23 protein-coding genes and 4 pseudogenes are annotated in these 26,513 nt (G+C 60.5%); 7 read left to right on the forward strand and 20 right to left on the reverse strand.

Features of this window, described 5'->3' with window-relative positions:
• Positions 1-212: 212 nt before the first annotated feature.
• Both QA640_RS24155 and QA640_RS24160 read right to left on the reverse strand, forming a co-directional pair.
• A complete protein-coding gene (locus tag QA640_RS24155) occupies positions 213-3,557 on the reverse strand; it encodes an adenylate/guanylate cyclase domain-containing protein (RefSeq protein ID WP_283035447.1) in 3,345 nt (1,114 codons plus the stop codon).
• Between the two features lie 253 nt (positions 3,558-3,810).
• Positions 3,811-4,233: a hypothetical protein gene (locus QA640_RS24160; protein ID WP_283035448.1), complete on the reverse strand. Its 423-nt coding sequence runs from the start codon at positions 4,231-4,233 to the stop codon at positions 3,811-3,813.
• 184 nt (positions 4,234-4,417) lie between these two features.
• On the opposite strand from QA640_RS24160, the gene QA640_RS24165 reads away from it, so the two are divergent.
• Complete coding sequence (locus QA640_RS24165) at positions 4,418-4,627, forward strand: hypothetical protein (RefSeq protein WP_063707793.1); 210 nt, start codon at positions 4,418-4,420, stop codon at positions 4,625-4,627.
• Positions 4,628-5,029: 402 nt separating this feature from the next.
• On the opposite strand, the gene QA640_RS24170 is transcribed toward QA640_RS24165, so the two are convergent.
• The 5 genes from QA640_RS24170 to QA640_RS24190 all read right to left on the reverse strand — a co-directional run bounded on the left by QA640_RS24170 (position 5,030) and on the right by QA640_RS24190 (position 9,211).
• A complete protein-coding gene (locus QA640_RS24170) occupies positions 5,030-5,197 on the reverse strand; it encodes a hypothetical protein (RefSeq protein WP_283035449.1) in 168 nt (55 codons plus the stop codon).
• Between the two features lie 448 nt (positions 5,198-5,645).
• On the reverse strand, positions 5,646-5,888 hold the full coding sequence (locus QA640_RS24175; protein ID WP_283035450.1) for a hypothetical protein: 243 nt from the start codon (positions 5,886-5,888) through the stop codon (positions 5,646-5,648).
• A gap of 277 nt (positions 5,889-6,165) precedes the next feature.
• Positions 6,166-6,387, reverse strand: a complete 222-nt coding sequence (locus tag QA640_RS24180; protein ID WP_283035451.1) for a hypothetical protein — start codon at positions 6,385-6,387, stop codon at positions 6,166-6,168.
• Positions 6,388-7,200: 813 nt separating this feature from the next.
• A complete protein-coding gene (locus QA640_RS24185) occupies positions 7,201-7,557 on the reverse strand; it encodes a hypothetical protein (protein WP_283035452.1) in 357 nt (118 codons plus the stop codon).
• Between the two features lie 1,126 nt (positions 7,558-8,683).
• Positions 8,684-9,211: an autoinducer binding domain-containing protein gene (locus QA640_RS24190; protein WP_349253638.1), complete on the reverse strand. Its 528-nt coding sequence runs from the start codon at positions 9,209-9,211 to the stop codon at positions 8,684-8,686.
• Positions 9,212-9,455: 244 nt separating this feature from the next.
• On the opposite strand from QA640_RS24190, the gene QA640_RS24195 reads away from it, so the two are divergent.
• On the forward strand, positions 9,456-12,209 hold the full coding sequence (locus QA640_RS24195) for a decarboxylase (protein ID WP_283035453.1): 2,754 nt from the start codon (positions 9,456-9,458) through the stop codon (positions 12,207-12,209).
• A 75-nt stretch (positions 12,210-12,284) separates the two neighbouring features.
• Here the strand turns inward: QA640_RS24195 and QA640_RS24200 are convergent, their stop codons facing one another.
• From QA640_RS24200 to aspD, 3 genes are all read right to left on the reverse strand, one after another.
• A complete protein-coding gene (locus QA640_RS24200; protein ID WP_283035454.1) occupies positions 12,285-12,665 on the reverse strand; it encodes a hypothetical protein in 381 nt (126 codons plus the stop codon).
• A gap of 55 nt (positions 12,666-12,720) precedes the next feature.
• Entirely contained in the window at positions 12,721-12,942 is a 222-nt protein-coding gene (locus QA640_RS24205) for a hypothetical protein (RefSeq protein ID WP_283035455.1), read from the reverse strand.
• A gap of 137 nt (positions 12,943-13,079) precedes the next feature.
• Positions 13,080-14,714 carry an aspartate 4-decarboxylase gene (gene aspD, locus QA640_RS24210; protein WP_283035456.1) on the reverse strand — a complete coding sequence of 545 codons (1,635 nt, stop codon included), beginning with the start codon at positions 14,712-14,714 and terminating at the stop codon, positions 13,080-13,082.
• Between the two features lie 268 nt (positions 14,715-14,982).
• Here aspD and aspT (QA640_RS24215) point away from each other — a divergent pair, with 268 nt between their 5' ends.
• Together aspT (QA640_RS24215) and aspT (QA640_RS24220) are read left to right on the forward strand one after the other, a co-directional pair.
• Positions 14,983-16,674 (forward strand): aspartate-alanine antiporter, encoded by a 1,692-nt coding sequence (aspT, locus tag QA640_RS24215; RefSeq protein WP_283035457.1) that lies wholly within the window; start codon positions 14,983-14,985, stop codon positions 16,672-16,674.
• Positions 16,675-16,690: 16 nt separating this feature from the next.
• Complete coding sequence (gene aspT / locus QA640_RS24220) at positions 16,691-18,385, forward strand: aspartate-alanine antiporter (RefSeq protein ID WP_283035458.1); 1,695 nt, start codon at positions 16,691-16,693, stop codon at positions 18,383-18,385.
• Positions 18,386-18,706: 321 nt separating this feature from the next.
• Here aspT (QA640_RS24220) and QA640_RS24225 read toward each other — a convergent pair whose 3' ends face one another.
• From QA640_RS24225 to QA640_RS24240, 4 genes are all read right to left on the reverse strand, one after another.
• Positions 18,707-19,180, reverse strand: coding sequence for a hypothetical protein (locus QA640_RS24225; protein WP_283035459.1), 474 nt, complete (start codon positions 19,178-19,180; stop codon positions 18,707-18,709).
• A 140-nt stretch (positions 19,181-19,320) separates the two neighbouring features.
• On the reverse strand, positions 19,321-20,151 hold the full coding sequence (locus QA640_RS24230) for a hypothetical protein (protein WP_283035460.1): 831 nt from the start codon (positions 20,149-20,151) through the stop codon (positions 19,321-19,323).
• Positions 20,152-20,369: 218 nt separating this feature from the next.
• Positions 20,370-20,594, reverse strand: a complete 225-nt coding sequence (locus QA640_RS24235) for a hypothetical protein (RefSeq protein WP_283035461.1) — start codon at positions 20,592-20,594, stop codon at positions 20,370-20,372.
• Positions 20,595-20,632: 38 nt separating this feature from the next.
• On the reverse strand, positions 20,633-20,881 hold the full coding sequence (locus QA640_RS24240) for a hypothetical protein (protein WP_283035462.1): 249 nt from the start codon (positions 20,879-20,881) through the stop codon (positions 20,633-20,635).
• Between the two features lie 434 nt (positions 20,882-21,315).
• On the opposite strand from QA640_RS24240, the gene QA640_RS24245 reads away from it, so the two are divergent.
• Complete coding sequence (locus QA640_RS24245) at positions 21,316-21,984, forward strand: ParB/Srx family N-terminal domain-containing protein (protein WP_283035463.1); 669 nt, start codon at positions 21,316-21,318, stop codon at positions 21,982-21,984.
• Between the two features lie 59 nt (positions 21,985-22,043).
• Positions 22,044-23,078, forward strand: a complete 1,035-nt coding sequence (locus tag QA640_RS24250) for an IS110 family transposase (protein WP_283035464.1) — start codon at positions 22,044-22,046, stop codon at positions 23,076-23,078.
• A 397-nt stretch (positions 23,079-23,475) separates the two neighbouring features.
• On the opposite strand, the gene QA640_RS24255 is transcribed toward QA640_RS24250, so the two are convergent.
• The 4 genes and pseudogenes from QA640_RS24255 to QA640_RS24270 all read right to left on the reverse strand — a co-directional run.
• Entirely contained in the window at positions 23,476-23,781 is a 306-nt protein-coding gene (locus QA640_RS24255; protein ID WP_283042872.1) for a hypothetical protein, read from the reverse strand.
• Positions 23,782-23,964: 183 nt separating this feature from the next.
• Positions 23,965-24,288: pseudogene (locus QA640_RS24260) on the reverse strand (hypothetical protein); the annotation flags it as partial.
• A gap of 73 nt (positions 24,289-24,361) precedes the next feature.
• On the reverse strand, positions 24,362-24,673 hold the full coding sequence (locus tag QA640_RS24265; protein WP_283043129.1) for a hypothetical protein: 312 nt from the start codon (positions 24,671-24,673) through the stop codon (positions 24,362-24,364).
• Positions 24,559-24,864, reverse strand: a pseudogene (locus tag QA640_RS24270) (hypothetical protein); the annotation flags it as partial. The gene QA640_RS24265 and the pseudogene QA640_RS24270, both read right to left, overlap by 115 nt.
• 20 nt (positions 24,865-24,884) lie before the next feature.
• Between QA640_RS24270 and QA640_RS24275 the strand changes: the two are divergent.
• Entirely contained in the window at positions 24,885-25,394 is a 510-nt protein-coding gene (locus QA640_RS24275; protein WP_283035465.1) for a hypothetical protein, read from the forward strand.
• 253 nt (positions 25,395-25,647) lie between these two features.
• On the opposite strand, the pseudogene QA640_RS24280 reads toward QA640_RS24275, so the two are convergent.
• Together QA640_RS24280 and QA640_RS24285 are read right to left on the reverse strand one after the other, a co-directional pair.
• Positions 25,648-25,902, reverse strand: a pseudogene (locus QA640_RS24280) (hypothetical protein); the annotation flags it as partial.
• A 59-nt stretch (positions 25,903-25,961) separates the two neighbouring features.
• Positions 25,962-26,192, reverse strand: a pseudogene (locus QA640_RS24285) (recombinase family protein); the annotation flags it as partial.
• Positions 26,193-26,513 lie beyond the last annotated feature (321 nt).

Below are 26,513 nucleotides of genomic sequence, written 5' to 3' on the forward strand. Positions count from 1 at the left end.
GAGCTCGCAAAACTGGGCTTTCCAACGAACGCGGAGTGAGATTTTCAGCATCGTCGATTGCTTCTATCGTTTCTGGCTAGGGCGTGTCATTACGCGCCTGGCTGTGACTGATGTCCGCTCAACCCTCAACAGCAGCGGATGAGCGGACATCGCTCGAAGTCGCAGAAGGCACAACTGCGGACGTTTCTTACAAACTTCGTGACATGAGCCCATCATCGCGACAGCGCGTCGAGTAAGATTTTTGCCTCCTTCAAGTCGGGCGTGCCGAAACCCTCGGTGAACCAGCCGTATATCGGGGCGAGGAGATCGCGGGCTTCTGCGTTCCTGCCTCGGTCGCTCCAGAGCCGCGCGAGGCTTGTGGCAGCACGCAGCTCCAGCGTCTTTGCACTCTGTCCGCGGCTGACTTCGATTGCGCATCGAAAACACGCTTCGCTCTCGTCGTGTTGCCCGCGCGCCGCAAGCAGCCGACCCCTAAGGCTGTGCATTTCGGCCTGCCACCAAACTTCACCGCTCACCGCTGTCAGGGCGAGCGCATCCTTCAACAATTCGAGCCCTTCGTCCGGCCTGCCGAGATCTGCTTTAGCGCTTGCCAAAACGGCCAACATGTAGGGTCTGGTGACTTGGCGGACAGCCGAAAAGAGCGCGAGCCCCTGTTCCATCGAAGCGATTCCGTGCTCGAGTTCGGCGCTATCCGCCGTCGCCCACCCCAAGAAGAAAGTCCCAGCGCCGCGCATCATGGGAAAGTCGTGCTCTTGCGACAGTTCGATCAGCTCAGATGCAAGATCGCGGCAGGATTGTCTCTGGCGGCCGACCTGAAGGACGATCGCACAGAACCACATTGCCAGGGCGAGGCTGTACGGATGGGACAAGCTCCGAGCCAACGTGACGGCCTCTCCACCGAGTTTCATTGCCTTTTGAGGGAAGCCTAAAAGAGCCAGGTTGATCGCGCCGGCCGCGTGAGCGCACACGCCAGGATCATGACCACTGAACGCGAACGCGAGAGCATGATGCCGGGTGCAGTCGTATTGTGAAATGCCTTTTTGAGAGTGATCGCCTGCAGCGGCCAAGTTGCCGCACCAAAGCGACGTCGCCCACTTCGCGTGATGGCCCTCTAGGACGAGATCATCAGCGCCCAAGCGCTGCGCGAGCCCGAGAAGCTCGTCGGCATGAGCGGTCGCCGCACGCAAGCGTCCGGAGCTCATCGAATGATAGTAGAGGCCCCACAGTGCCTTGAACCGCGCTGAGTTTTCTTCACCCGCCTCGAGAGCCACGGCGCGGCTATAGATCGCTTCGACGTCCGGTGACCCTGGGCCCTTCATCATCATAAGGGCCGGCCCGAGCTTGACGCACAACTCCAGCTCTTTCGCTACACGATCGGGTTTTTCACCAAGCTTGCGCAAGATGTCCAGCGCAACGGAAAAGTGATGAATGGCCTCGGCGTGGCCCGAGCGTACCATCGCCAAATCCCCCGCTCGTTGCCAATACTCGACCGCGGCATCACTGCGCCCGGCCTCTGTGAAGTGATGCGCCAATACTTCCGGCTCGACCGCGGCGGTGGCGGCAAAATCATCGCGTAACACTTCGCCGACGCGGCGGTGCAAAACCTGGCGTCGGCTCTTAAGCAAATTCTCATAAGCTGCATCCTGGATCAGCACGTGCTTGAAGCGATAATCGGCATCGGGCGGCAGGCCCTGCACCAGCAGAATGTCCGCCTCGGCCAGCCGTTCCAGCGCAATCTGTAGCGGCCTGTCCTCCATAGCGGTTACGGCGCGAAGGAGTGTGTAGGAAAAGTCCCGCCCGATAACGGCGCCGATCTGGGCCACCTCGCGCGCCGGGCCAAGCCGGTCGAGCCGCGCCGTCAACGATTGCTGCAGGGTGGGCGGAATCGCCTGGATGCCCCGCCCGCCGCTCTCCAGCAAGAGCCGTGTCATCTCCTCGACAAACAGCGGCACGCCGCCGGTGCGCTCGGTCACGCCGTCAACCACTTCCCTTGACAGCGCACAGCGAGAGGCAAGCTCGCCGACCATCTGGCGCACCTGCAAGCGATCGAGCGGAGCCAGTGAGATTGTGCTGTGATGCGAGCGCATGCCCCATGGCGGACGGAACTCCGGCCGGGCGGTGATAAGAACGAACAAGGGCGCCAGCGCACCGCGTTCGGCGATGCCGCGCAATAGCTCGAGCGTGGTCGGATCAGCCCAGTGCACATCTTCAAGTGCCAGCACCACCGGCTGAGTTCGCGCGCCGGCCATGACCCAATTCGTGAGCGCTGTCAGCTGTCGGCGCCGCAATTCTTCCGGCTCTAAAGTCGGCGCACGGTCCTGCGGCAAGGGGATGTCCAATAATGGCGCGAGCAACCTGACATTCTCCGCCGGGTCGAGTTTGACCAGCGCCAACGTATTCTCCAGGTCCGCGAGACGCCGCTCGGCGGGTATGTCGGCGCCGCCAAAGCGCTGCCGGCCCCAATCGGCGATCGGATGCAGCGGCGTGTTCTGCAGAAGCTGCGAGCAACTCCATTCGACCCAAGTGTGTGGCACCTCGCGCAGCCGCGGATGGAATTCCTCGATCAGGCGGGATTTTCCCAATCCTGGCTCGCCCACGATCATCACCAACTGACCGTCGCCCCGCCGCGCCCGCTCCCAGCGCCGCATCAACATCGCGATCTCTTCTTCGCGCCCCACCAGCGGCGCGAGATGGCGCTGCCCGGCGCGGCGCCCGCCGCCGCTTGCCCGCACCAGTCGGTACAATGTCACCGCCTCCGGCACGCCCTTAAGTTCATGGCTGCCGCGGCCCTCAACGACGAACAACCCCGCGACCTGGTGCTGCACCCGCGCCGTCACCACGATCGTACCCGGCTCCGCCAGCGCCTGCACCCGCGCTGCAACGTTCGGCGCGTCACCGTAAATCTCGCCCGCCGCGTCGATCACGACCGCTCCGGTTTCAATGCCGATGCGCGCGTTGAGCGCTGGCTTGCCAGCCTCAGTATTCTTGCGGTTCACCTCGGCGAGTGCGCGTTGGACCAAGAGCGCCGCCCGCGCCGCGCGTTCGGCGTCATTCTCTTGCGCCACCGGATAGCCGAACAGCACCATGACCCCGTCGCCCAATTTCTTGCTGACATGGCCGCCCATCTCGGTCACCGCAGCGCACGCGGCATCGAGATAACCTCCGACGAGATCGCGCCACTCCTCAGCGTCGAGCTGCGCGGAAATGCTGGTCGAGCCGACGAGATCACAGAACATCACAGTGACATAGCGGCGCTCGCCGCTGGCCTCGGCGGAGATCGGCGGTGGCGTCGCGGTCGGGATTGGCTCTGAGGCGATGGGTGTACGACGCTGCGCTGCAGGTGCCCCGGCGGGCGCGGCTGGTGCGTTCTTCTCGATACCGTCGATGTCGGCGATCGCGCGCAACATTTTTCGGCGATCACCGATGACGACCCCGAGATCTTTCAGGTCCTGATCGGTCAGCTCACGAAGGACCGAGAAATCAATGCGATTCTCAGCAAAACGCTGGGCGTACTCGGACATGCCGAGCTTTTCGAGCCAGTCGGCAACCTGCTGCATCGCGGCCCCCTAGGGATTTCACGCTATCCAGTCCGGACCGAGAGGACAGAAAGTCTACCACGCGAGCCAATTTATTGCACGCCCGCACGGCGGGTTGCATGTCCGGTCAGGGTCTCAATCGCGTCGGTTTGACCCACTGCCGGTCACTTCGGTCTACCCCTAACTCCGGACGCACCACTGCATCGCACCAAGTGAGGCGATGGGCACATGAGCCGACATCGCTCCAATCAAGCGGCGATACTTGTCAGGCTCCTTAGCGGCCGTAGGGGAAGCAGCGGTTGCGATCGAGTGTGAGACCGAAATGCGCTCCCAGTGCAGCGATGGCCGCGTCCTGTTGAGGATAAGGATCGGCATTGGATGCGGCAACGATGATGATCCGGAACCCGCCGCGATCCTTGCCACCGGGTGGTAGCATCGCTGTAGTCAGTGCATTGCCCTCCTTGTCGCGCAGCGTGAGGAAAAGCGGCATCTCTCGCTGTACATGGGCCTCGAGGCCGATGTCGCGCTCGATCGCGTTGGGCCGCTCGGGACGCCAGGACTGGACTGCCTTCTCCCGCTCGCGGCGGAAATATTTCTCAACTGTGTGGCCCATCAGGCGCGACTCATGCATCGCTTCACCTTCCGTCTCGATACGGAACCAGGTCTTGCCCTTCGGCGCGTCGCAAACATACTGCATTTCGCCCGTCCTGCGATCGCCGCAATTCTAGGGCGGCGGGCCTGCAAAGCCAATATGAGACTCGCTCCCGTGTATAGCGCTGCACGATCAGAGGGGCTAAGAGTTCTTGATTGGACGTTGAAGTTCTAGTGAGCCCAAACAATACTAGGGCGACCGGAATAAATCCTCTTCAAGGAGCGTCCCGATGCCTGACGTAAGGGAAAAGCAACGCGAAGCCCGCCGGAAGATCATTCGCCAATGGGCGAAGCTTCCGAAGGATAAACGGCAGTCTATGGAGGGGATTTCTGAATTCGCCAGGACCGCCGCTCAGCAGAACGAGAACGCATTCGTCCGCAGTCGTCGCGATCCGTATCAGAAGATCATGGGATGGCTATTGCCGCGTGCTCATCTCTGAACGACTGAGTCCTCTGCACATCCTTCGAAGGCGACACCGGGTTCTTCAGTTTGACCCCATGTGGCGAACGGCCCGCGCGATTTAGGGAGCAAACCACGCACCTTGTCGCAAACCACATTGAGCGGGATTTTGTGAATCCGATCAGGCGACGCCCGATTTCCGTTTAGGGTCAGGAGCGCCGGTTTGGAAGCCGCCGGATTTGCTTCCAGTCTCGACCAACAAGCTGACCATTTCAGAGCCAAGCCGTACTTCGCGTCAGGGCCAGACCAGAAGTCGTCACGCTACTTCATTGAAAGCAAGCTTCAATGCGGCCCTGGCGACTAAGCGCGCCGGCCTTGGGGTCCCTCTATACGCTGGACTAGGCCGACTTCCGCCCCGTTAAGGTCAGCAAGGCGTGATGCGCTACCGGCGAAGCTCTCCCAGAGTCGTCTTGCCGGATCGCGCTGCTTCGATCAAGTGCTCGGCGATGTATTTGCGGGTTTCGTGATCACCGCCGGTCGGCAACTCACGGCAGGTTTCTTCCAGTACCGTCTTCAGATTTGCTTGGGTGCGTTCGTTGAAGTCGCTCATTGCCAGCCTCCATCCTCGAAGCAACTGAAGGCTATGCTCAATTTTCCCCGTCCGCCCTGCCGTGGCGATGGATGATCGTATTTGTACGGAACGAAGTATTAATCTTGTAACAAGTCGTTTCGCACATGCAAAAACCGACGGCGCAATCATCCGTCGGGCGAAAGCACGTACGATTTGTCGACAACGAGATTGCATTGATCGTCCTCGTCGAACGAGTCTATTCCGGACAACCACGGAAACGGATTTTGGCTTAACATGCACAAGGCTTGAGCAGGCGCCCGCCTGCAAAGAACCCGAAACTTTCTCAGTGCAACTGTATTTGAATCGACGGAGCTCGCAACCTGGTGAGCCGAACCATGACCTTGAGTGATGTGTTTCTTGCCTCCACGATCACGGGCGTCACTCTCCTGATTGATCGGGATTTTCATTGCATGCGGGGTGATCTGAGTCAGCCATTCCGCCACCACCATGCAGAGCGCTGATCTTTGCGATCAGCATCCTTTTCGAAATTCTCTTCAAAGGTTGGAATAATCGAGGGCGAATCGCCTTCCAACGCGCGAAGCTGTGCCATCCGCCTTCTGATGCTGGTCGGTAACTCGGTTTCCTCTTTCAGCAATCCTCGCAGGCGCTCGCCGATCTCTTGGGCGATTGCACGACTATGAGCGTGATCAATGTCAATGCGGTTGCGCATGGGCCCATCCGGTGAGGCTTGGCCAAAACGAACATTGCTGGATTCCGAGCCCTGCCCACGAACTAGCATTCCGTCTTTTCGACGGAGAGGCGGAGACCGTTGCCTTTGGCTATCTGCGCGGGCGCTTGTTAAACAGCGGGTCCTTGCGTCAACGACCTTTGGCTATCCCGCAGCGTGCGCTGTTTGTTGGAACAGCGGGCGACGGTCTCATATGTTAATGCCGCAATGGGGGTGATCGTTCCCGGTGAGGCCGGACACAAACAGCCGATGGCACTGCTCAGGCGGCGTGGGCCGGGCGGCTTTGCGGATAGGCTTTCACTTCGATCTCGACGATGTCCTTCGATCGCTTTCGAAGGTGGTAAAATGCAAGCTCATGTTCGAGCATTGGGCAGTGGAAGGTAACGAAAGCTGTGTCCGGCAATCGGCAGAGTTCATCGATGAGCTCGCCTACGGTAATGATGGCGGGACCGGCACTTGCCTTGCGAATAGCCGTACTCATGGCGTTACTCCTTGCGCTAACCAGATCAGCTTGGTGCAATCCGTGCACTCCAAGATGCGGACACTTCTGCCGGATACGGAATGAAAGAGAGTCTGGAGGAGCCGCAGCGGACCGTCGCAATGTGGACATCGCCGACCGTGCGCTGGATTGACTTCCGGGTAGGAAAATCGGCGACCACGGCCCGCTCCTTGCGCGCCTTCCGACCCACCTAAGTCATTGAGGTTCAGTTTGGTTCCGCTCGTGCGGTGTTGGCAGACCGAAAGCCATGCTGATCATCGGAACAGCTTCGTTACCGCGCCGATGATGACTTACATCTTATTTGTTCGGCGGCTTCAGCGCGGCTCCGGCCGGCGAATCGTCGGCGATTTCGCCGGAACGCTGTCGTCGCAAATGGAGCAGCGATACTTACCCGGCTCCGCCGAGGCGCAACCTTGATCGGCTTGCCGCAGACGGGGCGCACAGTTTGCGTCCAATAAACCCGCTGGTATTGTTTGCGATCTTGAGCAGAGCTGCGAGCCTTGTCATGAACCATTGTATTCTGGTTTTTGGGAAGTCAGCAAAGGGTCAAAAAGCGAAGAACTCAGGGTGAGCAATTCCGCTCCGCCCACTAAGCCGACCTCAATGAGGGAAGTCGTCCCTTCGCTGATGGGCACACGAGGTGACATTCAAAGTAGAAAGGCGCCCACTCAAGGATTCCGCTCGGCGCGAAGCGGTTTCCAACGCCTCAAGCCGCCAGGTGCCAAGCGCCTCTCGGGTAATCGGTGCCCAGCCTGAAGCCGGGACCACTCGCAGGTGATCAATCTAAGTCGAATATCAAAGCAGTCCCAGCTTCCTCCGCACGATGGCCTCTTCAGCTTGCTCGATGAGGAGCCTCAACTGCTTTGAAGGAGGCAGCTTCTCAAGATCCTCCAAATGGCATTCCCACTCTGCCAAGGAGCTCCAGGGTGACGGCGTATCGATCAAGCCCGCGAACGTAGCGTCGTCCTTGAACCGGCTCCAATCCCGCCGCTTCATACTAGCATCTATCGCAAGATAAGCTCTCACGGCGAGTCTGCGGAAGACCCGCGCCGTCGCCTCTATCCTGTCCCTTTTCTTCAGATCCGCCTGATCCAGCGCCTGGGCACTCAACCGGTCTGCCATTCTGAAATGCTGTTCGGGCCTGAATCTCATATGCTTTTCTGACCTTGGAAAGACTGACACTCACTCTTCTTGAGGAGGATCGTCGCCGAAATCCTACGGGCTGCACTCTGCAAGAGCGGCGTCCAGTGACGACATCGCAGCAATCGTCTTTTCGTCCGTTTCATCGCTGAGATTTCGAGCGGGCTGCACGAGCCATCCACCGTAGGGTTTGGCAACGATTTGCTCCGTCGAAAACGTCTCTTTTCGGAACGCTGGAAACCAAGAGCAAAATCACAAGACGGAACGATCGTGGCGGCCATGATCCAGAAAGAGCGATGATCCCTGATTTTTTGCTCAAGCTCCTCATTCCGCTGAGACAGATTGGCATTCGCCTGTTGACAGTATGACAACTCGTCGAGCTCAGTGCTCATTAGGGCGACTCCATCACAGCGATCGCGACGAGGACCCCGATTCTGCCAACAAGCCGCGCAAGCAGCCGCCGCCCCCAAAGTGCTGTAAGCTCGTAGGAACAGTCAAAGGGACCAAGCTTTGGGCCGGCGATTGTGCAGCCCCGTCAGAGCTCAGGGGCAGCACACCCGCCGCCGAGCCCACAGCGCCAGCAACAGCTCCCGAAGCGCCAAAACAGTAGGCGCCGAGCGATCCCTCCTGTTCACGCTGGCGGGAAGCTGTCTACATGCGAAACACCGACGTTTTCGCATATTGAGACGAACGCCCTCTTCGCCTCAGCGTCGTCAAAGCAGAATCGTGTCCCTTGGACGTCGCGCTCAATCCACCAGTCGATCTTGTTTGCCCGTGAGATGCGGGATGCCTCTCCACGCAACTGATCCAATTGCCTTCCATAGGCCCGAACGATGACATAATTTGTCATTCTCTAATCCAAAATTGCGCTGCTTTAACTAGCCTTGAAGGCAAGGGTGCTTCCGACTACTCACCGCGCACGCGCGGTGAGCTATCCCTTCGAAACGCCAGAAAGTCACAGAGTCAGTCGCTCCGCAGCGCTCGCACGTCAAGCGAGATACCTGATTCACAAAGGGGCGTTCGAAGGTGTTGGGCGGTCTGGTGATGCGCTGGCGTATGCGCAATTTTTTATTGATTTGTCCGTCTTGCAAAAATGCCGCTTCCGCGATCCGCGGGCGCTACATGCTCGGCGTGGATGTTAGCGGACCTTTGCACGCCTGAATGTTCGGTTGCGAACACAGGAACCGCGACCGCTTGTCCAGGCGTGGTCGCGCCCCTTCCGGAGCGTCAGGTTTGCTTGGTGCCGCACGGGCGAGCCATGAAGTTTGAGGGTTCGATCAAACGCATAGATCGCCATGAGGTGCAGGGCTGGCAATTGTTGCTCCGGCCGATCGAGCGTCCGACCTCCGAACCATATTTGTCCCGTCCTTCCCGCAGTTGAAGCGACCGGGATCAGGAAGCCATCCAAGATGCCAAAGTCCCTCGCACGCTGCACCAGCGCCGCGTCAACGGGAAGTCTTGATAATGGCCGCCTGCCGGTGATCATCACCGAGCTATAGGCGCAATCTGCGCCAGGCGAGCGAAGGTGCATTCTCGGCGGTTTCTGCAAGCGGCCGGGAACGCTCCGGCGCTCCAGCATCTTTGCTTCAGTGTGCGTCGCTTTCTTCGTCGGGACGGCCGTTGTTGCGTTTGGAACCACGCAAATGCCGAAGCTAGCGCTCAGCATTCCATGAGCACGCTCCTGATTGTGCTGTTGCGGTGCGAAGTCCCGCGTAATGGGGGACGCGCATGAAGATCTCTTCCGAGCAACGACCCACCGAATGCGGGTCCTCCGTTTTGACGGCACGTCTCGGTGCAGTGCGCCGCATCCGGCATTCAGACCACGCGACCGTTGACTTGGATCAATGGAGCATCCGGATGCCGTGCTCACGATCCGCCAAATACGTTCGCCCTAGGATCGGGAGAGACGCATGTCCAAGGACACGAAGCCCGCGCAGAAGCGCATCGATCAGTTCTTTTCCGGGCCCGGAGGGCGGGCGGACGACTGGCGTGATCTGGTGGAGGCTGCGAAGGCATGGGCCCGCGGCGGAGACCGCGAAAAATATGATGCAGCGCTGGCCGATCTGTCGGTGACTGAGGAATTTCACGGCTATCCCGGGCTTCAATTGATGGCAGCATTACGAGAGGCCGCTTCAACCGGCGATGCGGCAACATCACTGGCCCTTGCGACGCGGATCACGCAGGCGCTGACCACACGATCGTTCCGCCAACACGCCGGCGATTGGAATCTCAAGGACGAAGGCAATGGCGAAGCGCCCGACCTGCTGCCGCCGACGTTCGGTTCGCATGCGGCGCGCCGTCCCTATTTCGAGACTTTGATCGTCACGGGCCTTTCGTCCAGCCAGTGGCCGGCGCTCGCGGCCGAATGGCGCAAGTTGCGCCGTCCGGTCGATTCCTTCGTCTATGAGCCGGTCATCGTCGGCAGCCTCGAAGACGCGTTCTGCGCCACCATGCTCAATCCCGACATCGCGGCCGTCGTCATCAACGAGGGCTTTGGCCTGCGCTCACGCCACAGCGCGCCTATCCTCCGCTCCATCACGGCCGCGGCTGGCCTCAACGATGAATCCGACGCATCTGCGCTTCGGCTCGCCCATATCATCAAGCGGGTGCGGCCTGAGCTCGACATCTATCTGATGTCCAACCGTGATGTCGAGGAGATGGCCGGCAACCCCGAAGCCAATGTCGCGCGTCGTATCTTCTACTCGATCGAGGAACTCCTGGAGCTGCATCTGTCGATCCTCGAGGGCATCCAGGATCGATACGACACCCCGTTCTTCGACAATCTCAAGAAATACGCGCAGCGTCCGATCGGCACTTTCCACGCGCTGCCGATCGCCCGCGGCAAATCCGTCTTCAAGTCGGACTGGATCCGTGACATGGGCGAGTTCTACGGCCCGAACCTGTTCCTGGCCGAGAGCAGCGCGACCACCGGCGGCCTCGACAGCCTCCTGGAGCCGACCGGCAACATCAAGAAGGCGCAGGACAAGGCGGCGCGCGCTCTCGGCGCCGATCGCGTGTTCTTCGTGACCAACGGCACCTCGACCTCGAACAAGATGGCGGTGCAGGCGCTGCTGGCGCCCGGCGACATCGCGATCGTCGATCGCAACTGTCACAAGTCCCATCACTACGGAATGGTGCTGGCGGGTGCCCAGCCGCTCTATGTCGAAGCCTTCCCGATGACCGAATACTCGATGTATGGCGCGGTGCCGCTGAAGACGATCAAGCAGGCGCTGCTGGGTGCAAAGGCCGACGGCCGGCTCGACCGGGTCAAGCTGCTCGACCTCACCAACTGCACCTTCGACGGCCACATCTACAACACCCGCCGGGTGATGGAGGAATGCCTCGCCATCAAGCCAGACCTGATCTTCCTGTGGGACGAGGCCTGGTTCGGTTTTGCGCGCTTCTCGCCGTTCCTGCGTCGCCGTACCGCGATGGGCGCCGCCAACGAGATCGAGGCCTGGATGCGCGATCCGAAGTCGGTCGCGGCCTATGAGAAGCAGCAGGCCGAGCTCGGCAAGAATCCGACGGACGAGGTGCTGCTCAAGACCAGGCTCATTCCCGATCCGCGCCAGATCCGCCTGCGCGTCTACCAGACCAACTCGACCCACAAGTCGATGTCGGCGATCCGGCAGGGCTCGATGCTCTCGGTCAAGGACGTCGAATTCCACACAGTCGAGCAGCAGTTCAAGGAGGCCGTGTTTACCCATGCCTCGACCAGTCCGAACCAGCAGCTCATCGCGAGCCTCGACGTCTCGCGGCGGCAGATGGAGCTCGAGGGCTATGGCCTCGTCGCCAACGCCATGGAAATCGCGCTCGCGATCCGTCAGGCAGTCAACAATAATCCGCTGATCTCGAAATATTTCCGGATCCTCGGCGCGGACGTCATGGTGCCCGCGCAATATCGCCAGAGCGGCTTCACCGATTATCTCGCAGCCGGCGTGAACTGGGTGAACACCCTGAAGAGCCTGGACGACGACGAGTTCTGCCTCGATCCGACCCGCATGACGCTGGTCTGCGGCACCGCGGGTTACGACGGAACGCAGTTCAAGGGCATTTTGGCGAACGAGTACAACATCCAGGTCAACAAGACCTCCCGGAACTCCGTCCTGCTCCAGTCCAACATCAACAACACGCGCAGCGACGTCGCGCACCTCGTCCGGGTCTTGGCCGAGATCGCGGGCGAGGTCGATCGCGGCCTGGCGCAGGGCGGTGCCAACGCGAAGAAGACATTCGAGGCGCGGGTCACCAGCCTGATGAAGGATGTGCCCGACCTGCCGAACTTCTCGCATTTCCACCCGAGCTTCCGCGGCGATGCCGGCGCCAAAACCAACGAAGGCGATATCCGCAGCGGCTTCTATGCCGCTTACGACGCGGCGGGTTGCGAGCACATCCGTCTCAACGATCCCGAGATCGACCGGCGGCTGAAGGCCGGGCCCGAGCTCGTCTCGGCGAACTTCGTGATCCCGTATCCGCCGGGCTTCCCGATCATGGTGCCGGGACAGGTGATCACTCAGGAGACCATCGACTTCATGCGCAAGCTCGATGTGAAGGAAATCCACGGCTACGACGCCAAGGAAGGGCTGAAGCTCGTGCGCACGGAAGCCTTGGCGAAGATCGGCCGGCTCAAGCCCGGCGCTCAGCCGAAGCTGAAGGCCGCCTCTTAAGATAGACAGCGTAGGGACTGATTTCAGGCATCAATGGGCGCAACACCGGCCGTAGACTAAGGCCGATCCGCGTCATCAGCCGCGAAGTTGAGTTTCCCGAAAATGCTGACTTTTGGGAGTGAACCACCTGGCCAGGGCGCGCACCTCGTCTTCGCATATTTCCAGTGCGATCTTCTGGGCAAGCATCACGTCGCCGATTGGGAGATCACTAATCGTCGTGAAACAGAGCCCCTCGCGGAGGCGACCTCTTTCGTCGATCTCGCAAACATTGACCGATGTGCCAGTATAGATCCTATACTGATTTCCGGTGTTGCCTCCGACCACATCGAAGTAGCCCTTACTTGCGAACTGCTCTCGCTGCGCCTTCGACAGCCAATCTCGCAGCATCCGTAGCGACCGGCCCTCGGGCGTGGCCTCCACGCCGTGCCTTATGAAAAGGGCTCTCGTCGCTCTCATGCGGGAGCGGCTACCCAACGGTAATGATCGAAATCGAAACATGACAGGAGGGCGACTACCCGCCGATCAGTCTGGGAAAGAATAGTGTTTCTTCCGCCGTGGGGTCGAACGATCGGACTTTGGATACCTGATCTGGACTAGTCCGGACCGCCGCGGTGAAGCCAATCCTGGTCAGTTCGTAAAACCGCCGTTCAGCCTGGGCCAGTTCCGCTGCGTCGTCAGAGTTGAAGGAATAGCGGCTATCGCCGTTGCGGTCCATCACGAGCTGGATTGGCATGATCGCCCTCCTATGATTGCTGTTGGTCGAGGACCTCGATCCAGTGGACGGGAGCCGACCTCGTGGTCCATGCGATCTGAATCAGATTTCAGGCTCCTCGTTGCCTCTTGATCCAAAAGAAGCGCGCTGGCAACGCTCTATCGGGGCGTCGCCGTAGCCGCGTTACCTTTAGCCGCTTCGAATGCATCACGGTATCCTCTAGCAATCGTTCGAACGCCCCGTCCAATATCGTCGTAAACGTCGTCTGGCAGGTTTGCCAGGGAGACACGGAGCGACCACTCGGGGGCATCGAAGCCGCCACCGTTCAGCAGTACGATCCCGTGGGCTTCCGCCAAACGGAATGCGAGATCGAGCGGATGGACGTGCTTCTTGAGGTGGTCAACGGCTTCGTCTCCGATGTTCTTCCGCGCCCAGAACTCGAAATCGATTAGGCCGTAATAGGCGTCGTAATTTGGATTGGGCGACAGCTTGTCGGCAAGTCCCAGGCCATCAAGCAGCAACCACAGGCGCTTGTTGACGATTTCCATGCAGGCGGTCTGATAGGCCTTCTTCGCGTCCATCATCTCCGCGAGCGAAAAAAGGCTCATCATCACCTGCTGTGGAAGCGACAGGCCCGCAGTGTGGTTGAGCGCGACGTCGCGACTGTCGGCAACGATGCGATCGATGAGTTTGAGCTTGCGCGGCTCCAGCGTCAGCGGCCCGTAACGCTTGTCGAGCGCCTTCACAGCGGCGTCGGGAAGCTTCGCGATCATCTTGTCGAAGATGTTGTCTTCATGAATGGCGATGGCGCCGAGCCGCCATCCCGTGCAGCCGAAGTATTTCGAATAGGAATAGACGCCAATGGTGTTGTGCGGGAGTTCGCCCAGCAGCGAGCGGAAACCGTGGACGAAGGTACCGTAGACGTCGTCGGTGAGCAGCATGAGGTCGGGGCGCTTGGTCTTGACCAGGGTGCCCAGCTTGCCGATCGTCTCTGGGCTCACCCCCATCCCGGAGGGATTGGCCGGATTGACGATGAAGAAGGCTTTGATCTTCGGATCCTCCAGCTTTTTGATTTCCTCGTCGGTGAACTGGAATTTGTTTTCCTGCGGCGCCCTGATCTGGACGACCTTAAGGTCGTAATCCTCGAGATGTGTCATCTCGATGTAGGGCGTGAAGATCGGCGTTCCCAGCGCGATGGTGTCGCCAGGAAGCAACAGGCGGTTGGCCTTCAGCGACTTGAAGAGGTAGCACATCGCCGCCGTGCCGCCCTCGACCGCATAGATGTCGAACTTGCCGGCCGGCCGCGGCTCACCGCAAACGGCCCACATCAGATATTCGTGCACGATCTTTTCGTTGTGCACCAGCATGCGGTCCGGCACCGGATAATTGTCGCCGATGATGGAATCGACAAGCTCGTGGACGAAGGCATCCGGGTCGAAGCCGAATTTCTTGATCGCAAAGGGCAGCATCTCCGAAAGGAAGGTTGCGCCCGGCATGTCGGAATGCTTGGCGAGCCAAGCGTCAAACCGTGCGGCAATGCCCTTCGCTTGGGGCATGCCGCCGATCCCTGCCGGGTGCTCCATAACCCGCTTGCTTTCGGTGATCGCGAACTGTCCCAACAGGAAGAAACCTTCGCGCGGCGTGGTGGCCACCCAGTTCGGATTGCCGCGGCCGGCGTTCAGGAACGCGGATTGCGTCCGTTTCGACGTCGCCTTGGCGAGATTGATCAGCTCGTCCTTGATCTCGAACGGGCTCAGCGCCTCGAATTTCTTCAGGGTCAAGATATCGGCCATATGACACTCCCGAGCTATGCAACCTTTGGAATGAGGTGGATCAAGCTCTCACCGCTACGCTGCAATGCAGCGAGACGATTTCGTCGGCAGGGTCGCAGATGACGCGAGGCTCACGCAGTTGCGCTTGACATAGATCAAGATACGCCCATTCGAACCGTCGCCTCATGTTGATCGATACGGCTTCAGCTGTCGTCGCCGGTTCTTCGATCCGCGACGTCGCGCCGCGTGCGTGTGCCGATGCTTTCGGACGACATGGACAGGTGACATCATGATCGACTGGTTCTTTCAGACGCTCAAGACCTATCCGGAAATCGCGATCTTCCTATCCTTGGCGTTGGGCTACTATTTTGGCTCCTTCACCTACAAGGGCCTGGGACTGGGGGCTGTCACCGCGACGCTGATTGCCGCTGTTATTATCGGCCAGATCGGGATCACGATTACAGGCCCGCTCAAGCCGTTCTTCTTCCTGATGTTCCTGTTCGCCATCGGCTACGGCGTCGGGCCGCAATTCGTGCGCGGCATCGCGCAGGACGGTATTCCCCAAGCGATCTTCGCTGCCGTCGTGTGCGTGTTCTGCCTTCTTGCCCCATATGTCGGGGCGAAGATTGCCGGGTACGATGTTGGTTCGGCCGCCGGACTTTATGCCGGTTCGCAGACGATTTCGGCGTCAATGGGTCTGGCGACCGATGCCATCAACCGGCTCGGGCTCTCGCCGGAAGAAACCAAGAAGATCCTCGACGGCATGCCCGTCGCCTATGCGGTCACCTACATCTTCGGCACGGTCGGATCCGCGATCGTCCTTGCTCTGCTTGGCCCGGCCCTGCTCGGCATCGATCTGGAAGCGGCGTGCAAGAAATATGAGGAGGAGCACGGCGGTAAGAAGCAGTTGGGCGGTCCCGGCACCGCTTGGCACCAGTTCGAGGTCCGTGCATTCCGCGTTCGCGAGCGCGGCCCGGCGGTCGGGAGGACGGTGCAGGAGGCCGAGGCGCTGGTTCCCGATCAGCGGGTGTTCATTCTCCGGCTGCGACAGGACGGGCAGATCGTCGATGCCATCGCCGATGCCGTGATTCACGCGGGTGATGTCGTGGCCGTGGCGGGTCGGCGCGACGTGCTCGTCCAGCTGATCGGCGAACAAGCGGAGGAAGTCGACGATCGCGAGCTGCTCGCCATGCCGATCGAAGGTGTCGATGTCTACGTGACCAGCAAGGACGTCGACGGCAAGACCCTGGAGGAGCTGGCGAAGAGCCCGGCATCGCGCGGCGTATTCCTGCGCAAGATCACGAGGGGTGCGATCGCGGTCGAGATTCCCATTCTTCCCAACACCAAGCTGAACCGGGGCGACATCGCCACCATCGTCGGACGCACGCCCGATGTCGCAGCCGCAACAAAGATGCTTGGCCGGCCGGATCGGGCAACCGATATTGCCGACGTTGCCTTTATCGGTGCCGCCATTGCCATCGGCGCGCTGGTCGGCGCGATCGTTTACAAGATTGGCAGTGTGCCGCTCACGCTGTCCACCTCGGGCGGAGCGCTGATCTCCGGCCTTTTCTTCGGCTGGCTGCGTTCCGTGCGGCCGACCTTTGGCCGGATTCCCTCACCTACTGTCTGGTTCATGAACTCGGTCGGCCTGAACGTTTTCATTGCCGTAGTCGGTATCTCGTCGGGACCCGGATTCGTTGCCGGCCTGAAGGCGCTTGGCATCGGCCTGTTCCTGTGGGGCGTCGTGGTGACGACCGTGCCGCTGATCCTCGCAATGTATGTCGGCAAATATCTGTTCCGTTTCCATGACGCCATCGTGCTCGGATGCTGTTCCGGCGCACGGACCACCACTGCCTCGCTCGGTATGATCAACGATCGCGCCAGGAGCCAGATTCCGGGGCTTGGCTATACCGTCACCTACGCGGTTGGAAACACCCTGCTGACGATCTGGGGCATGGTGCTCGTCATGCTGATGACGTAGAAATCGGCGGCCCGAGATGCTGAGCTGGCTGGAGCAGTTTCTCGTTCGTTATCCGGAGCTCGCGCTATTCTTGGTGATCGCCGCGGGCTATTGGATCGGAAGTTTCAAGATCGGTGCCTTCAGTCTCGGCCCGGTCACGGGCGCGTTGTTTGCCGGTCTGGCGGTCGGCGACTTCGCGCATGTACCCGTTTCCAGCATGACCAAATCCTTCCTGTTTCTGCTGTTTCTGTTCGGAGTCGGCTATTCCGTCGGTCCGCAATTCGCGCAGGCGATGAAGCGCGACGGGGTGAAGCCGATGCTTCTCGCCGTCGTCGTGTGCCTCACCGGCCTCGCGGCCGCAATTGTCGTGGGGAGGATACTCGGGCTCGATCCCGGCTTTGCAGCGGGGCTGATGTCGGGGGCGCTCAGTCAAAGCGCGGCGATGGGAACGGCGACCGACGCGGTCAACGGCCTCTCGGCGCCCGAAGCGCAGCGTGCCCTGTATGTCTCGCACATCGCAGTTGCCGATGCGGTCTGCTACATCTTCGGCTATGCGGGCGTGATCACGTTCTGCACGGTGGTCGCGCCGGCACTCCTGAAGATCGACCTGCCGCAAGAGGCGCTCAAGCTCGAGCAGTCGCTGGGGATGACCCGCACCAAGCCGGGTCTGGCGTCCGCGTGGCGAAAATTCGAGCTGCGTGCCTATAGGCTGGACGAGCACTCTCCCCTCGTCGGATCGACAGCCGCGGCCGCCGAAGCCCGCCTGCCCGAGTACCGCCTGTTCATTCATCGGATCCGCCAAGGAGAACGCATCTTCCAGGCGGAGCCCGGCACCATCCTCGCGCCAGGTGACGTCATCACCATATCGGCTCCGCGCCAGATCATCGTAGAACTGATCGGCTCCCGCGCCGAGGAGGTCGAGGACAGGGAGCTGCTCGACATTCCCTTGATCTCCGCTGACGTGTTCCTGATCAACACCAAGCTCGCGGGCATGAACCTGCAGGAGGCCTCGCAGCAGGACTGGACACGCGGCCTCTATTTGCGCTCGTTGAGCCGGGGCGGCCAAGAGCTTCCGATTGCTCCCGGCGTGGTCCTGCAGCGTGGCGACCTGCTGCGCATCGTCGGCCCCGAACCGGTCGTGGAGAACGCGGCGAGAACTATCGGTGTCATCGTCGCCCCCAGCACCAGCATCGATTTCGTGGTGCTGGGGCTCGCCATCTTCTTGGGCGGCATCGTTGGCGTTCTCGTGAATTTTCCTGTCGGCAGCATCAAGATCGCGCTGAGCACGAGCGTCGGCACGCTGCTTGCCGGGCTTCTGGTGGGCTACCTCCGCACCCTCAATCCGCGCTTCGGCCGGATTCCGGACGGCGCCATCAGCCTGATGACGTCACTCGGACTGGCCGCGTTTGTCGGGCTCACTGGGATCCACGCCGGGCCGATCTTCCTCTCCGCCTTGCGGGAATCAGGCATCGGCCTGCTGCTCGGCGGCATGGTAGTGACCCTGCTGCCGCAAATCGTCGGATTCTGCTTCGGTCGCTTCGTTTTGCACATGAACCCAGTCCTTCTGCTTGGCGGTTTGACCGGGGCGCAAACCGTAACCGCGGCAATGGCCGCGCTCCAGGAGCGCTCGGGAAGCCCGGTGCCCGTGCTCGGCTATACGCCGGCCTATCCCATCGCGAACATCCTGCTCACAACCTGGGGCTCGGTCATGGTGCTTGTGTTTGCGGCCTGAACCGGCACAGCACAATCTACACAATCTATACGTTCGCGATGTCTAGCGACCCAATCTGCTGAACGTGCCGGAGAATGCACCATGAATAATCGAAGCAACCTATATCTATTGGGGTGGCTCGCCTGGAATTTTATTGTCGCGGTCGCGGTGATCTTCCTGTTGTACTTCCATCCAAGCTGAGAGCCAGTTAGCGCGTGGGACTATGGCCGAACGGCAGAATTGCAATTATGGCGAGGCGAAATTCAACCAGACGCATGTGCCGTGGGCGACCAAGGCGGCAGAGTCCTTCGCCACTGCCGCCAGAGTGTGATTGGGCATAGATCAGTAACGGTAGCCGTAGGGATATTGGCCCGGGCAGATCCAATTTCCGTAAGTGTCGTAAGTGCAATTGTTATAACCGCCGTAGTAGCCATAGGCCCCGGCTGCGGCGGCTCCTATCGCTGCCGCACCTACTCCATAGGCCGCGCCGCGGTAGGCACCCCGATAGGCTGCATTGCGATAGACGCCTCGGGCAACTGCTGCGCGCGCCACTGGGCGGCCCGGTATCGGCCGATAGCCATAGCCGCGGCCAGCGACGCCGTAGCGGCCTGCCGCAACCCGGTATCCTCCACCCCGCACATGGGCGACGCGGGCGCCACCGCCGTGGAAGCCGCCGGCGCGCATACCACCTCCATGGAAGCCTCCGCCACCACGGAAGCCACCACCGCCGCCACGGCGGGCATATGCATCATCGGGGACGAGACTGACGGCTACAAGAACGAGCGCTGCAAGAGCAGCGATAACATATCGAAGCATGACGTTCCTCCCGTTGCTGGGGGTGCCGTGCCGTGCAGCCTCGCAGCGATGCCAAGCGCTTACAGGTCGGCACCCGAAAAGAGCCTTCGCTTCACGTCGAAATCAGTTTTGACCTGGATCAAAGTCGTTGGCTCGCCCGATCATTGATCGCGCATGTTCCCGACGGGAACCGCGCTTTGCATTTGCTCGTAGGCGTCGAGGAGGAAATGATCGAAACTCTCGATCCGGATGAGGCCGAGGCGCGGATATTCCATATCGGTGACGATGTAGAGTGCGACGGTCAGAGTTCCGGCAAAGAGCACCATGTGTATCCAGCTGTGCCCTGCGCTCGCGGCCATGCCGAACCCGGCAAGCAGTGAACAACCTAGACCAAGGCCAAACAGCATAAGGTAAATGATCTGTGGCGGGTGCTTTTCAGAGGCACCTGCACGCAGGCGAGCGACCTCAAAGAGGCTGTTCAGCGCTGGGAGCGACAGAGCGCATGCGGGACGGTAGTTTGGTTGCGGGCAAGCCGCCACCGCCGCTTCCCATAGCTCATTCTTGAGTTGATGTAATTTGCCCTCCTGCGGGTCCGAAAAATCCTCGGCTCGCTGGAGCAACAGGAAATCATGCGGCATCCGATATAGATCGACGCGAGCCCGAACGTACTCTTTGAGGCTGCTTTGCAGCTTCCGTGCGTCGTCTCCGCCGAACAGAGTGAGACGGTCATACGCCGTGGTGGCTGCTGTCGCTTCCTGAATAACCAGTTGTCGGCGGTCGTCGAACCGTTGAAGCGCACCCGAGATGGTGAAAGCCAGCAGCAGGCCCATCAAGCCGAATATCGCACCCTCGACGGTCGCCAACCCTCCGGTGCCCTCGGTGCCGCTCCGCTTGCGATACCGCAGGCCGAGGTGCTGACCCAAACGTAGCAAGATGAGTGAGCCGACAAAAAACAGGGCGGCGATGGCTACGGCAAACAACATGAAGATCATTGCCGATCTCCATTACAGGACGATCCGCCTTACGACGCTAAGTGTGGCCGTCAATCGTGCAAGTACTGGGGCGGACTTCCCATGTTGCTGCTCTAGAACGTTTTCCGGTTTCCCTCGAAGTGTCCTAGCAATGCGGGAACTCCTCGAACTGGACAAGGCGCGCGCTCGGCAAGGCCCCGGGCACCGCTGATTGGGCCCGCTTGCGTGGCCCCAAAGCCTTACCGCATTTGGAATTCTTTCATCGCAAGAGCCGCAATTTCCGCCGGGCCACGGACGTCAGATTGTGCAACCTTGATGATCTTCTTAGCGACCATTTCCGTAAGAGGGTCGTCACGATCATTGACGCAAAGAGTATGGAGCGCTTGCTCATAAGCTGCCGTGATACGGCTGACCATTTCCGGCTCAAGCGCGGCGTCTTGAATTAGTCGGTGAATAATACCCATCTCTCAACCGGGGGCACGCCCAACTGCCTCCAATTCTTTCAGGTGTGGTCCCGATGCGCTAAGTGGCTGACCTGTAGTTGGCGATAGCTATCCAGCACATCCAACGCCAAGCCCGTGTCGTGACCGGCCCGCGCTAGTTCGTCAATGATCTCGACCTGCCGGGCAATGTGGCGCTTACCGAGTGCTACGTGCTGCTCGGCTTCCGCTAAGTGCTGGCGCACCAGAAAGGTCCATGGTTCCATCTTCGCACGATATGGGAACCGATCCCAGTTAATTCGTACATCCACCAAGCGACTTCGGACTGGCCGCAGCCAAGGCGCTCTAATCGTCTGCGAGCGGGATGATCTCGTGATGCTGGCGGCCCAAGAATGTGTCGGGTGGCGGAGTATTCCTGAGCATATCTAGCGACTGTGCCGCTTCGAGCGCCTGCCGCTTCGCTTCCGCTAGTTCGGAAGCCAAGTTGCTCGGGCGGTATATGGCGTGGCGGTCGGACGGCATGCCCCGTTAGACCACTCACCGCCTTTTTGAGCAATATCCTACCGGGTCGGTCGCCCGGACGTCGCTGCTCTGAGCTTTCACCGGGTCCTACCGATCCGGCAATCCGGCGCGGGATCGCGGGACCGCGAACCTTGCGCATATCAGGCCCTTTCCGTTTTCGGCTTTGATTGAGCCCCGGAAGCGCGGAAAACGGCCATTAAACCAGGAATAATCGGCTCTCAAAATGGACGCTTTGATCGATAAAGCCGTCGTTGAGGTTTGGCCGATCGGGCGGCTGCGGCCCTATGAGCGGAATTCGCGGCGCCACTCGCCCGAGCAAATCGAGCAGATCGCGGCATCGATCCGCCAGTGGGGCTGGACGATGCCGATCCTCGCCGCCGATGACGGGATGGTTCTGGCCGGTCACGGGCGGCTAGCGGCGGGAAAATTGATCGGGATCGCCGAGGTCCCGGTCATCGTGGCGCGCGGGTGGAGCGAAACTCAGAAGCGCGCCTATGTCATCGCGGACAATCGGCTCACCGATGCGTCCGATTGGGATGACGAGATGCTGCGGCTCGAATTGAGCGACTTGCTGGAAGGCGGTTTCGAGATCGGGCTTACCGGCATCAGCGAGGACGAGTTATCGAAACTCTCGGTGGGCGTCGCCGAATTGGAGCAGATGCCAGAACTGCCCATTGGCGACCGCTCGCCTTATCGCGACATGACGTTTATTCTGTACGGCGACCAGTGGGAGACCGTCGACCAAGCGATCCGGCGGGCGACCACGCGATCCGACCAGCCCGAACCGATCGCCACAGGGCAACGCGCTGGCGGCGATCTGCGCCGACTATCTAGATGCCGTAATGGGCCCTGCTCCGAGCAAGGGGTCATGATGGTGGCTGTCCCCCGATAGATGATGAAACGGGGTCACGACCTGAGTCGGCCCCAAGCATCTGGAGACGGAGGACAGCCGTGGAGAACTATGCCGGAATCGACGTATCATTGGAACTGTCGAGCGTGTGCGTTGTGGATGCCCAGGGTAAGATCCTGAAGGAGGCGAAGGTCGCGAGCGAACCCGACGCCTTGGTTGAATTTTTTGAGACGCTTGGCTTTGCAGTGAAGCGGATCGGGCTGGAGGCTGGGCCACTGTCGCAATGGCTGCATGCGGCGCTGAAAAGAGCAGGCTTCGAAACGGTTCTGCTGGAAACGCGACATGTAAAGGCCGCATTATCTGCGATGACGGTCAAGACGGATCGCAAGGATGCGCGCGGGATTGCCCAGTTGATCCGGATGGGATGGTTCCGGCCGGTACACGCAAAGTCGGTCGATGCGCAAGAGATCCGGGCCCTTCTGATCGCACGCAAACAGCTTCTCGGGCGGCTGATTGACGTGGAATTGAGCATCCGCGGGATTTTGCGCGGCTTTGGGCTGAAGGTTGGCCCGGTGACGCGGAAGAATTTCGAAGCGCGGATCCGTGAGTTGGTTGCGGGTCAGGCGACATTGGAGCGCATTGCCGCAGCGATGCTTTCGGCGCGATCGGCCTTGAAGGCTGAGTACGGAAGGCTACACAAGGCTGTGCTGGCAACGGTGCGTGACGATGCGGTCTGTCGCCGGCTAATGACAGTGCCAGGCGTTGGTCCTCTGGTGGCTATTACCTACAAATCGGCGATTGACGACCCCAATCGCATCACGAAGTCAAAATCGGCAGGCGCGCTGTTCGGGCTCACGCCAAAGAAGTACCAATCGGGCGAAAAGGACGTCACGGGCGGGATCACGCTGGCCGGCGACGAGATAGTGCGTACGGTGTTGTATGAGGCCGCCAACGTTCTGCTGTCGCGCATCACCCGGTTCTCAAAACTTAAGCGCTGGGGGATGGACGTCGCCAAGCGGCGAGGCTCGAAGCGCGCCAAAGTCGCCTTGGCACGTAAGCTCGCAGTGATCCTGCATCGGATCTGGGTCGACGGCACAACTTACCGCTGGGCTGACGCGGGCCCGATCGCAGCATAGAGCACGAGGAGAAGAGCTGGAATGCAATCGGGCTGAACAGAAGCCCAGTGCCCGAAGTCCCGTCGCCGGGACGGTGGATGCGGTGAAGCCGTTACACGCCCAGTGGCCGTCGCCCGACGAACCCACGCGTATCTAGATAGGCTCACCGCTCCCTCTGACAGCATGATGTGGCGGCCAAGCGTTGACCACGGACAGAAGCGCTGATCCGCCGTCGCCAGCTCCTCTGCGTCGTTCGGGTCGAAACGGTGCCGGCTGTCGCCGGTACGGTCCATCACGATCTGGATTGCCATGGTAATCCTCCTCGGATTGCCGATACTCAAGGACCCGGGTCCGATAATCCGGCCGAAGCCGCGAAGTTTCAAGAGCAGAAGATTCCCGCGGTCACCAAGGACCGGGTTCAGAGAGATCGGCTGCGGAGCAATTCTCGGCTTGGCCAAATTCTGTTAGCTACCTTTAACGCGCTGTGCTCGTCCGACTCCAAGGCAATCTTTTGGGCAAGAATGACGTCCCCGGCCACCAGGCGGCCAAGAGGCATGAAACACAAACCCACCCTGGGACGGCCCGCATCATCGATCTCATAAACGTTCGGCGGAACTATCCCATAATAGATGCGGTATCTTTTTCCGCTGTCACAACCGACGACTTCGAAACAGCCTGAGCCATCGAATTGCTCTCGTTGGTCTGGCGATAGCCAGTCCCGCATGAGCCGCAAGCCGCGCGCTTCGCTCGTATTTTTCCAGTACAGCTTGCGCAGAGCCTTGATGCGCGGGCAAGCCTCGACTGGCGGGGAGGTCACGTGAAACAGCCCAATCTTCGTTGCGTGCGACTGGTTGAACATCCGAATCGCCTCGGGTGTTGGCTTCAACAGGACCTCGCAGCCCTTCCGTTCGAAATAGGCTTCGGCTTCCCGTGATAGGTGGAGGTTGCCCATCTGACCCGAGCCAATGACGACCTGATCGCACCCTTTCTCAAAGAGAAATTTCGCCTCGACTTTTGAAAGTACGAGCGAGGTACCATAGAACTTCTTTGATAACTTCTTCTTCCGCTTCACAACCTTGCCGGAAAGGCGAATGACGACGTCGTGCTCATAAGTCTTTCCATTAATCGTAATCGCGCCAAATGTGATGCTCTCAATCCTCATCGCGACCTCCTCAGAAGGTTGCCAGTCACCTCGGCCTTCATCCGCTCGGTGACTGCATATGGCCGTCATGAGTTGCCGCCAACGTGCGCCGAGCGACTTCACCTCCGGGCCCCAGAAGCGGAAGCAATCGGCACCGGCCCAGTCAACTGGTGCAGACGACCTCTTTATCTCCGGCGTTTGGCCAGCCCTCGATATGCTCCCCCTTGTCCCCCGCGCTTACTCGCAGTCCTGCTCGGCCGCACCGGCCGACGAGAAGGCACGTGCCGATAGGCTTACCATCAGCCTTCGCGACCAGCGCCACACCGTGGCTCTGATCGGAAGCAAATAACTCCAACGATCTCAATTCTTCTTCGAAGGACGCACGGAGCACCGAAAACGCATTGGCGCGCCACCGCGCGCAGATGGCCAACTCCGGCGTGTCGAGCCCCACGACGAACGTCTGAATGCTGGACATCGGAACCTCCACGCCGCCATCCTATCTTCCTTGTCGGCACCGCGCATCACGATCTTAAGCACGTCATCCGGCAACGGCCGTTGCAGCGCCATCGCCTCATCCCATGGCGCACGCGCACGCATCCAGACGTCGCGCTCCTCGTCGGTCGTCAGGATCACCGGCATCGCCTTCGGGTGGATCGGCGCGACGACCATCAGGCAGTCAGGTCATTATGTCGCAGCCGCCGCGCGGGAACCCTTGGGTTGTGCAGGCGTCCTGCCGTCAGCTTACCGAGTCATCAACCGGTGCTGCGGAAATCCACAATTCGACGGTGGGCGCGCAGAACGCCGAGTTCTGGCTCGCATTGCGCACTCACATTCAGGAGGAAGCCACAATGAGGAGAGAATTGATAACCACGGTAGCGGCCGGTTGCCTGATTGGCATGACGAGCCTTTCGGCCCTGGCGGCAAGCGCTTTCGAAGGTGTGTGGCAGGTCAAGGACACGGCTGGGCAGCCCTTCGAGATTACGCTGTCCAGCGGTGGCGCGGCGAAAGCAACCCGAGGCGAGGGCATGACCGGGACATGGAAGGAAGAGGGTGACGCCGCGGTGATTACCTGGAACACGGGTTGGACAACAAAGATCGCAAAGCAAGGCAATCAATACCACAAGACCGCCTATCGCAAAGGCCAGGCACTCGACGCTGCACCAGCCAATAGCTCGGACGCACAGAAGGTCAAGTGACGGATCATTTCGCACGGCGGCCTGACGCGTCTGCAAGGTGTGCGCATCTATACGTCGCGCTCCTCGTCGGTCGTCAGGATCACCGGCATCGCCTTGGGATGGATCGGCTCGATCACGGCGTTGGCTTGCTTCGTGCGCAGCCGAGATGAAGAGACTCCTCGCAATCCTCCTCGCTGCAGGTCGGTGTGGACAACCTTGCACTAGCTGCGCAAGCCGCGCGCCCAGCAACTAGCCACCCACTCTCAGGAGCGCGTCACGCCCGAACAGTGCGCAGGAAATTCGCGACCTCGTCCTTGAGTCGAGCCGAATCGCGCGACAACAGCCCGGCGGATGACAGGAGCTGGGCCGATGCGCTGCCCGTTTCGGCTGCGCCACGCTGCACATCGGCGACGCCGGCACTGACCTCGCCGGTGCCCTGGGCCGCCCGCTGGATGTTGCGAGCGATCTCGTGCGTCGCCGCGCCCTGCTGCTCCACCGCAGCGGCGACCGCCGTGGCGATTTCGGACATTCCTTCAGCTGCTCCAGCGTGCCGAGCGCATCGGCCGCCGATCGGAAAGCGCGATCGAGCTTCGCGGTGATGATGACGTCGCCCGGCTGCAGCGCGGCCAGGAGACGTTGCCCTTCCTTCCGTTCCGCGAGCGGTACCGAACCGGAGACACCTTCCTCAATGAAGAACTCGGCAATCTGCCAGCCCTTCATCATCGCGTAGCCGGCGATCTGCTGGCGCTGCTGGTCGAGCGAAAGGCCGCCTTTTGCCCGCTCTGCCGTTGAAACTCTGGAATATCCGAAGACTTTCATGGTCGCCTCTGTGGCGTTGCGTAGCAATGCCACATGGGCAATGCCACAGGCAAAAGCAAGCAAAAGCGCGCAGGATCTCGGTGCGATCAGTACAAAGTTGCCGACCTGGAACGATACCACCGGCAGCACCGTTGTTCTGGGCGCGGTATCTCCGCGGGCCGCGCGGCCCCGCCGGATATAACTACCCTTCGAAAAGCCGTCCTCCGGCGGGGTCTAAGGCACCGGCCGGACGCAGGTAGCGCAGAAACGGAGGCTTCCTCCGAAAAAAATCTGAGGGGCGCGGTTGCGTGGGTGTCTCAAAGCATACCAAATTGAACCGGC

The organism is Bradyrhizobium sp. CB82 (genome assembly GCF_029714405.1).
GTDB lineage: Bacteria > Pseudomonadota > Alphaproteobacteria > Rhizobiales > Xanthobacteraceae > Bradyrhizobium.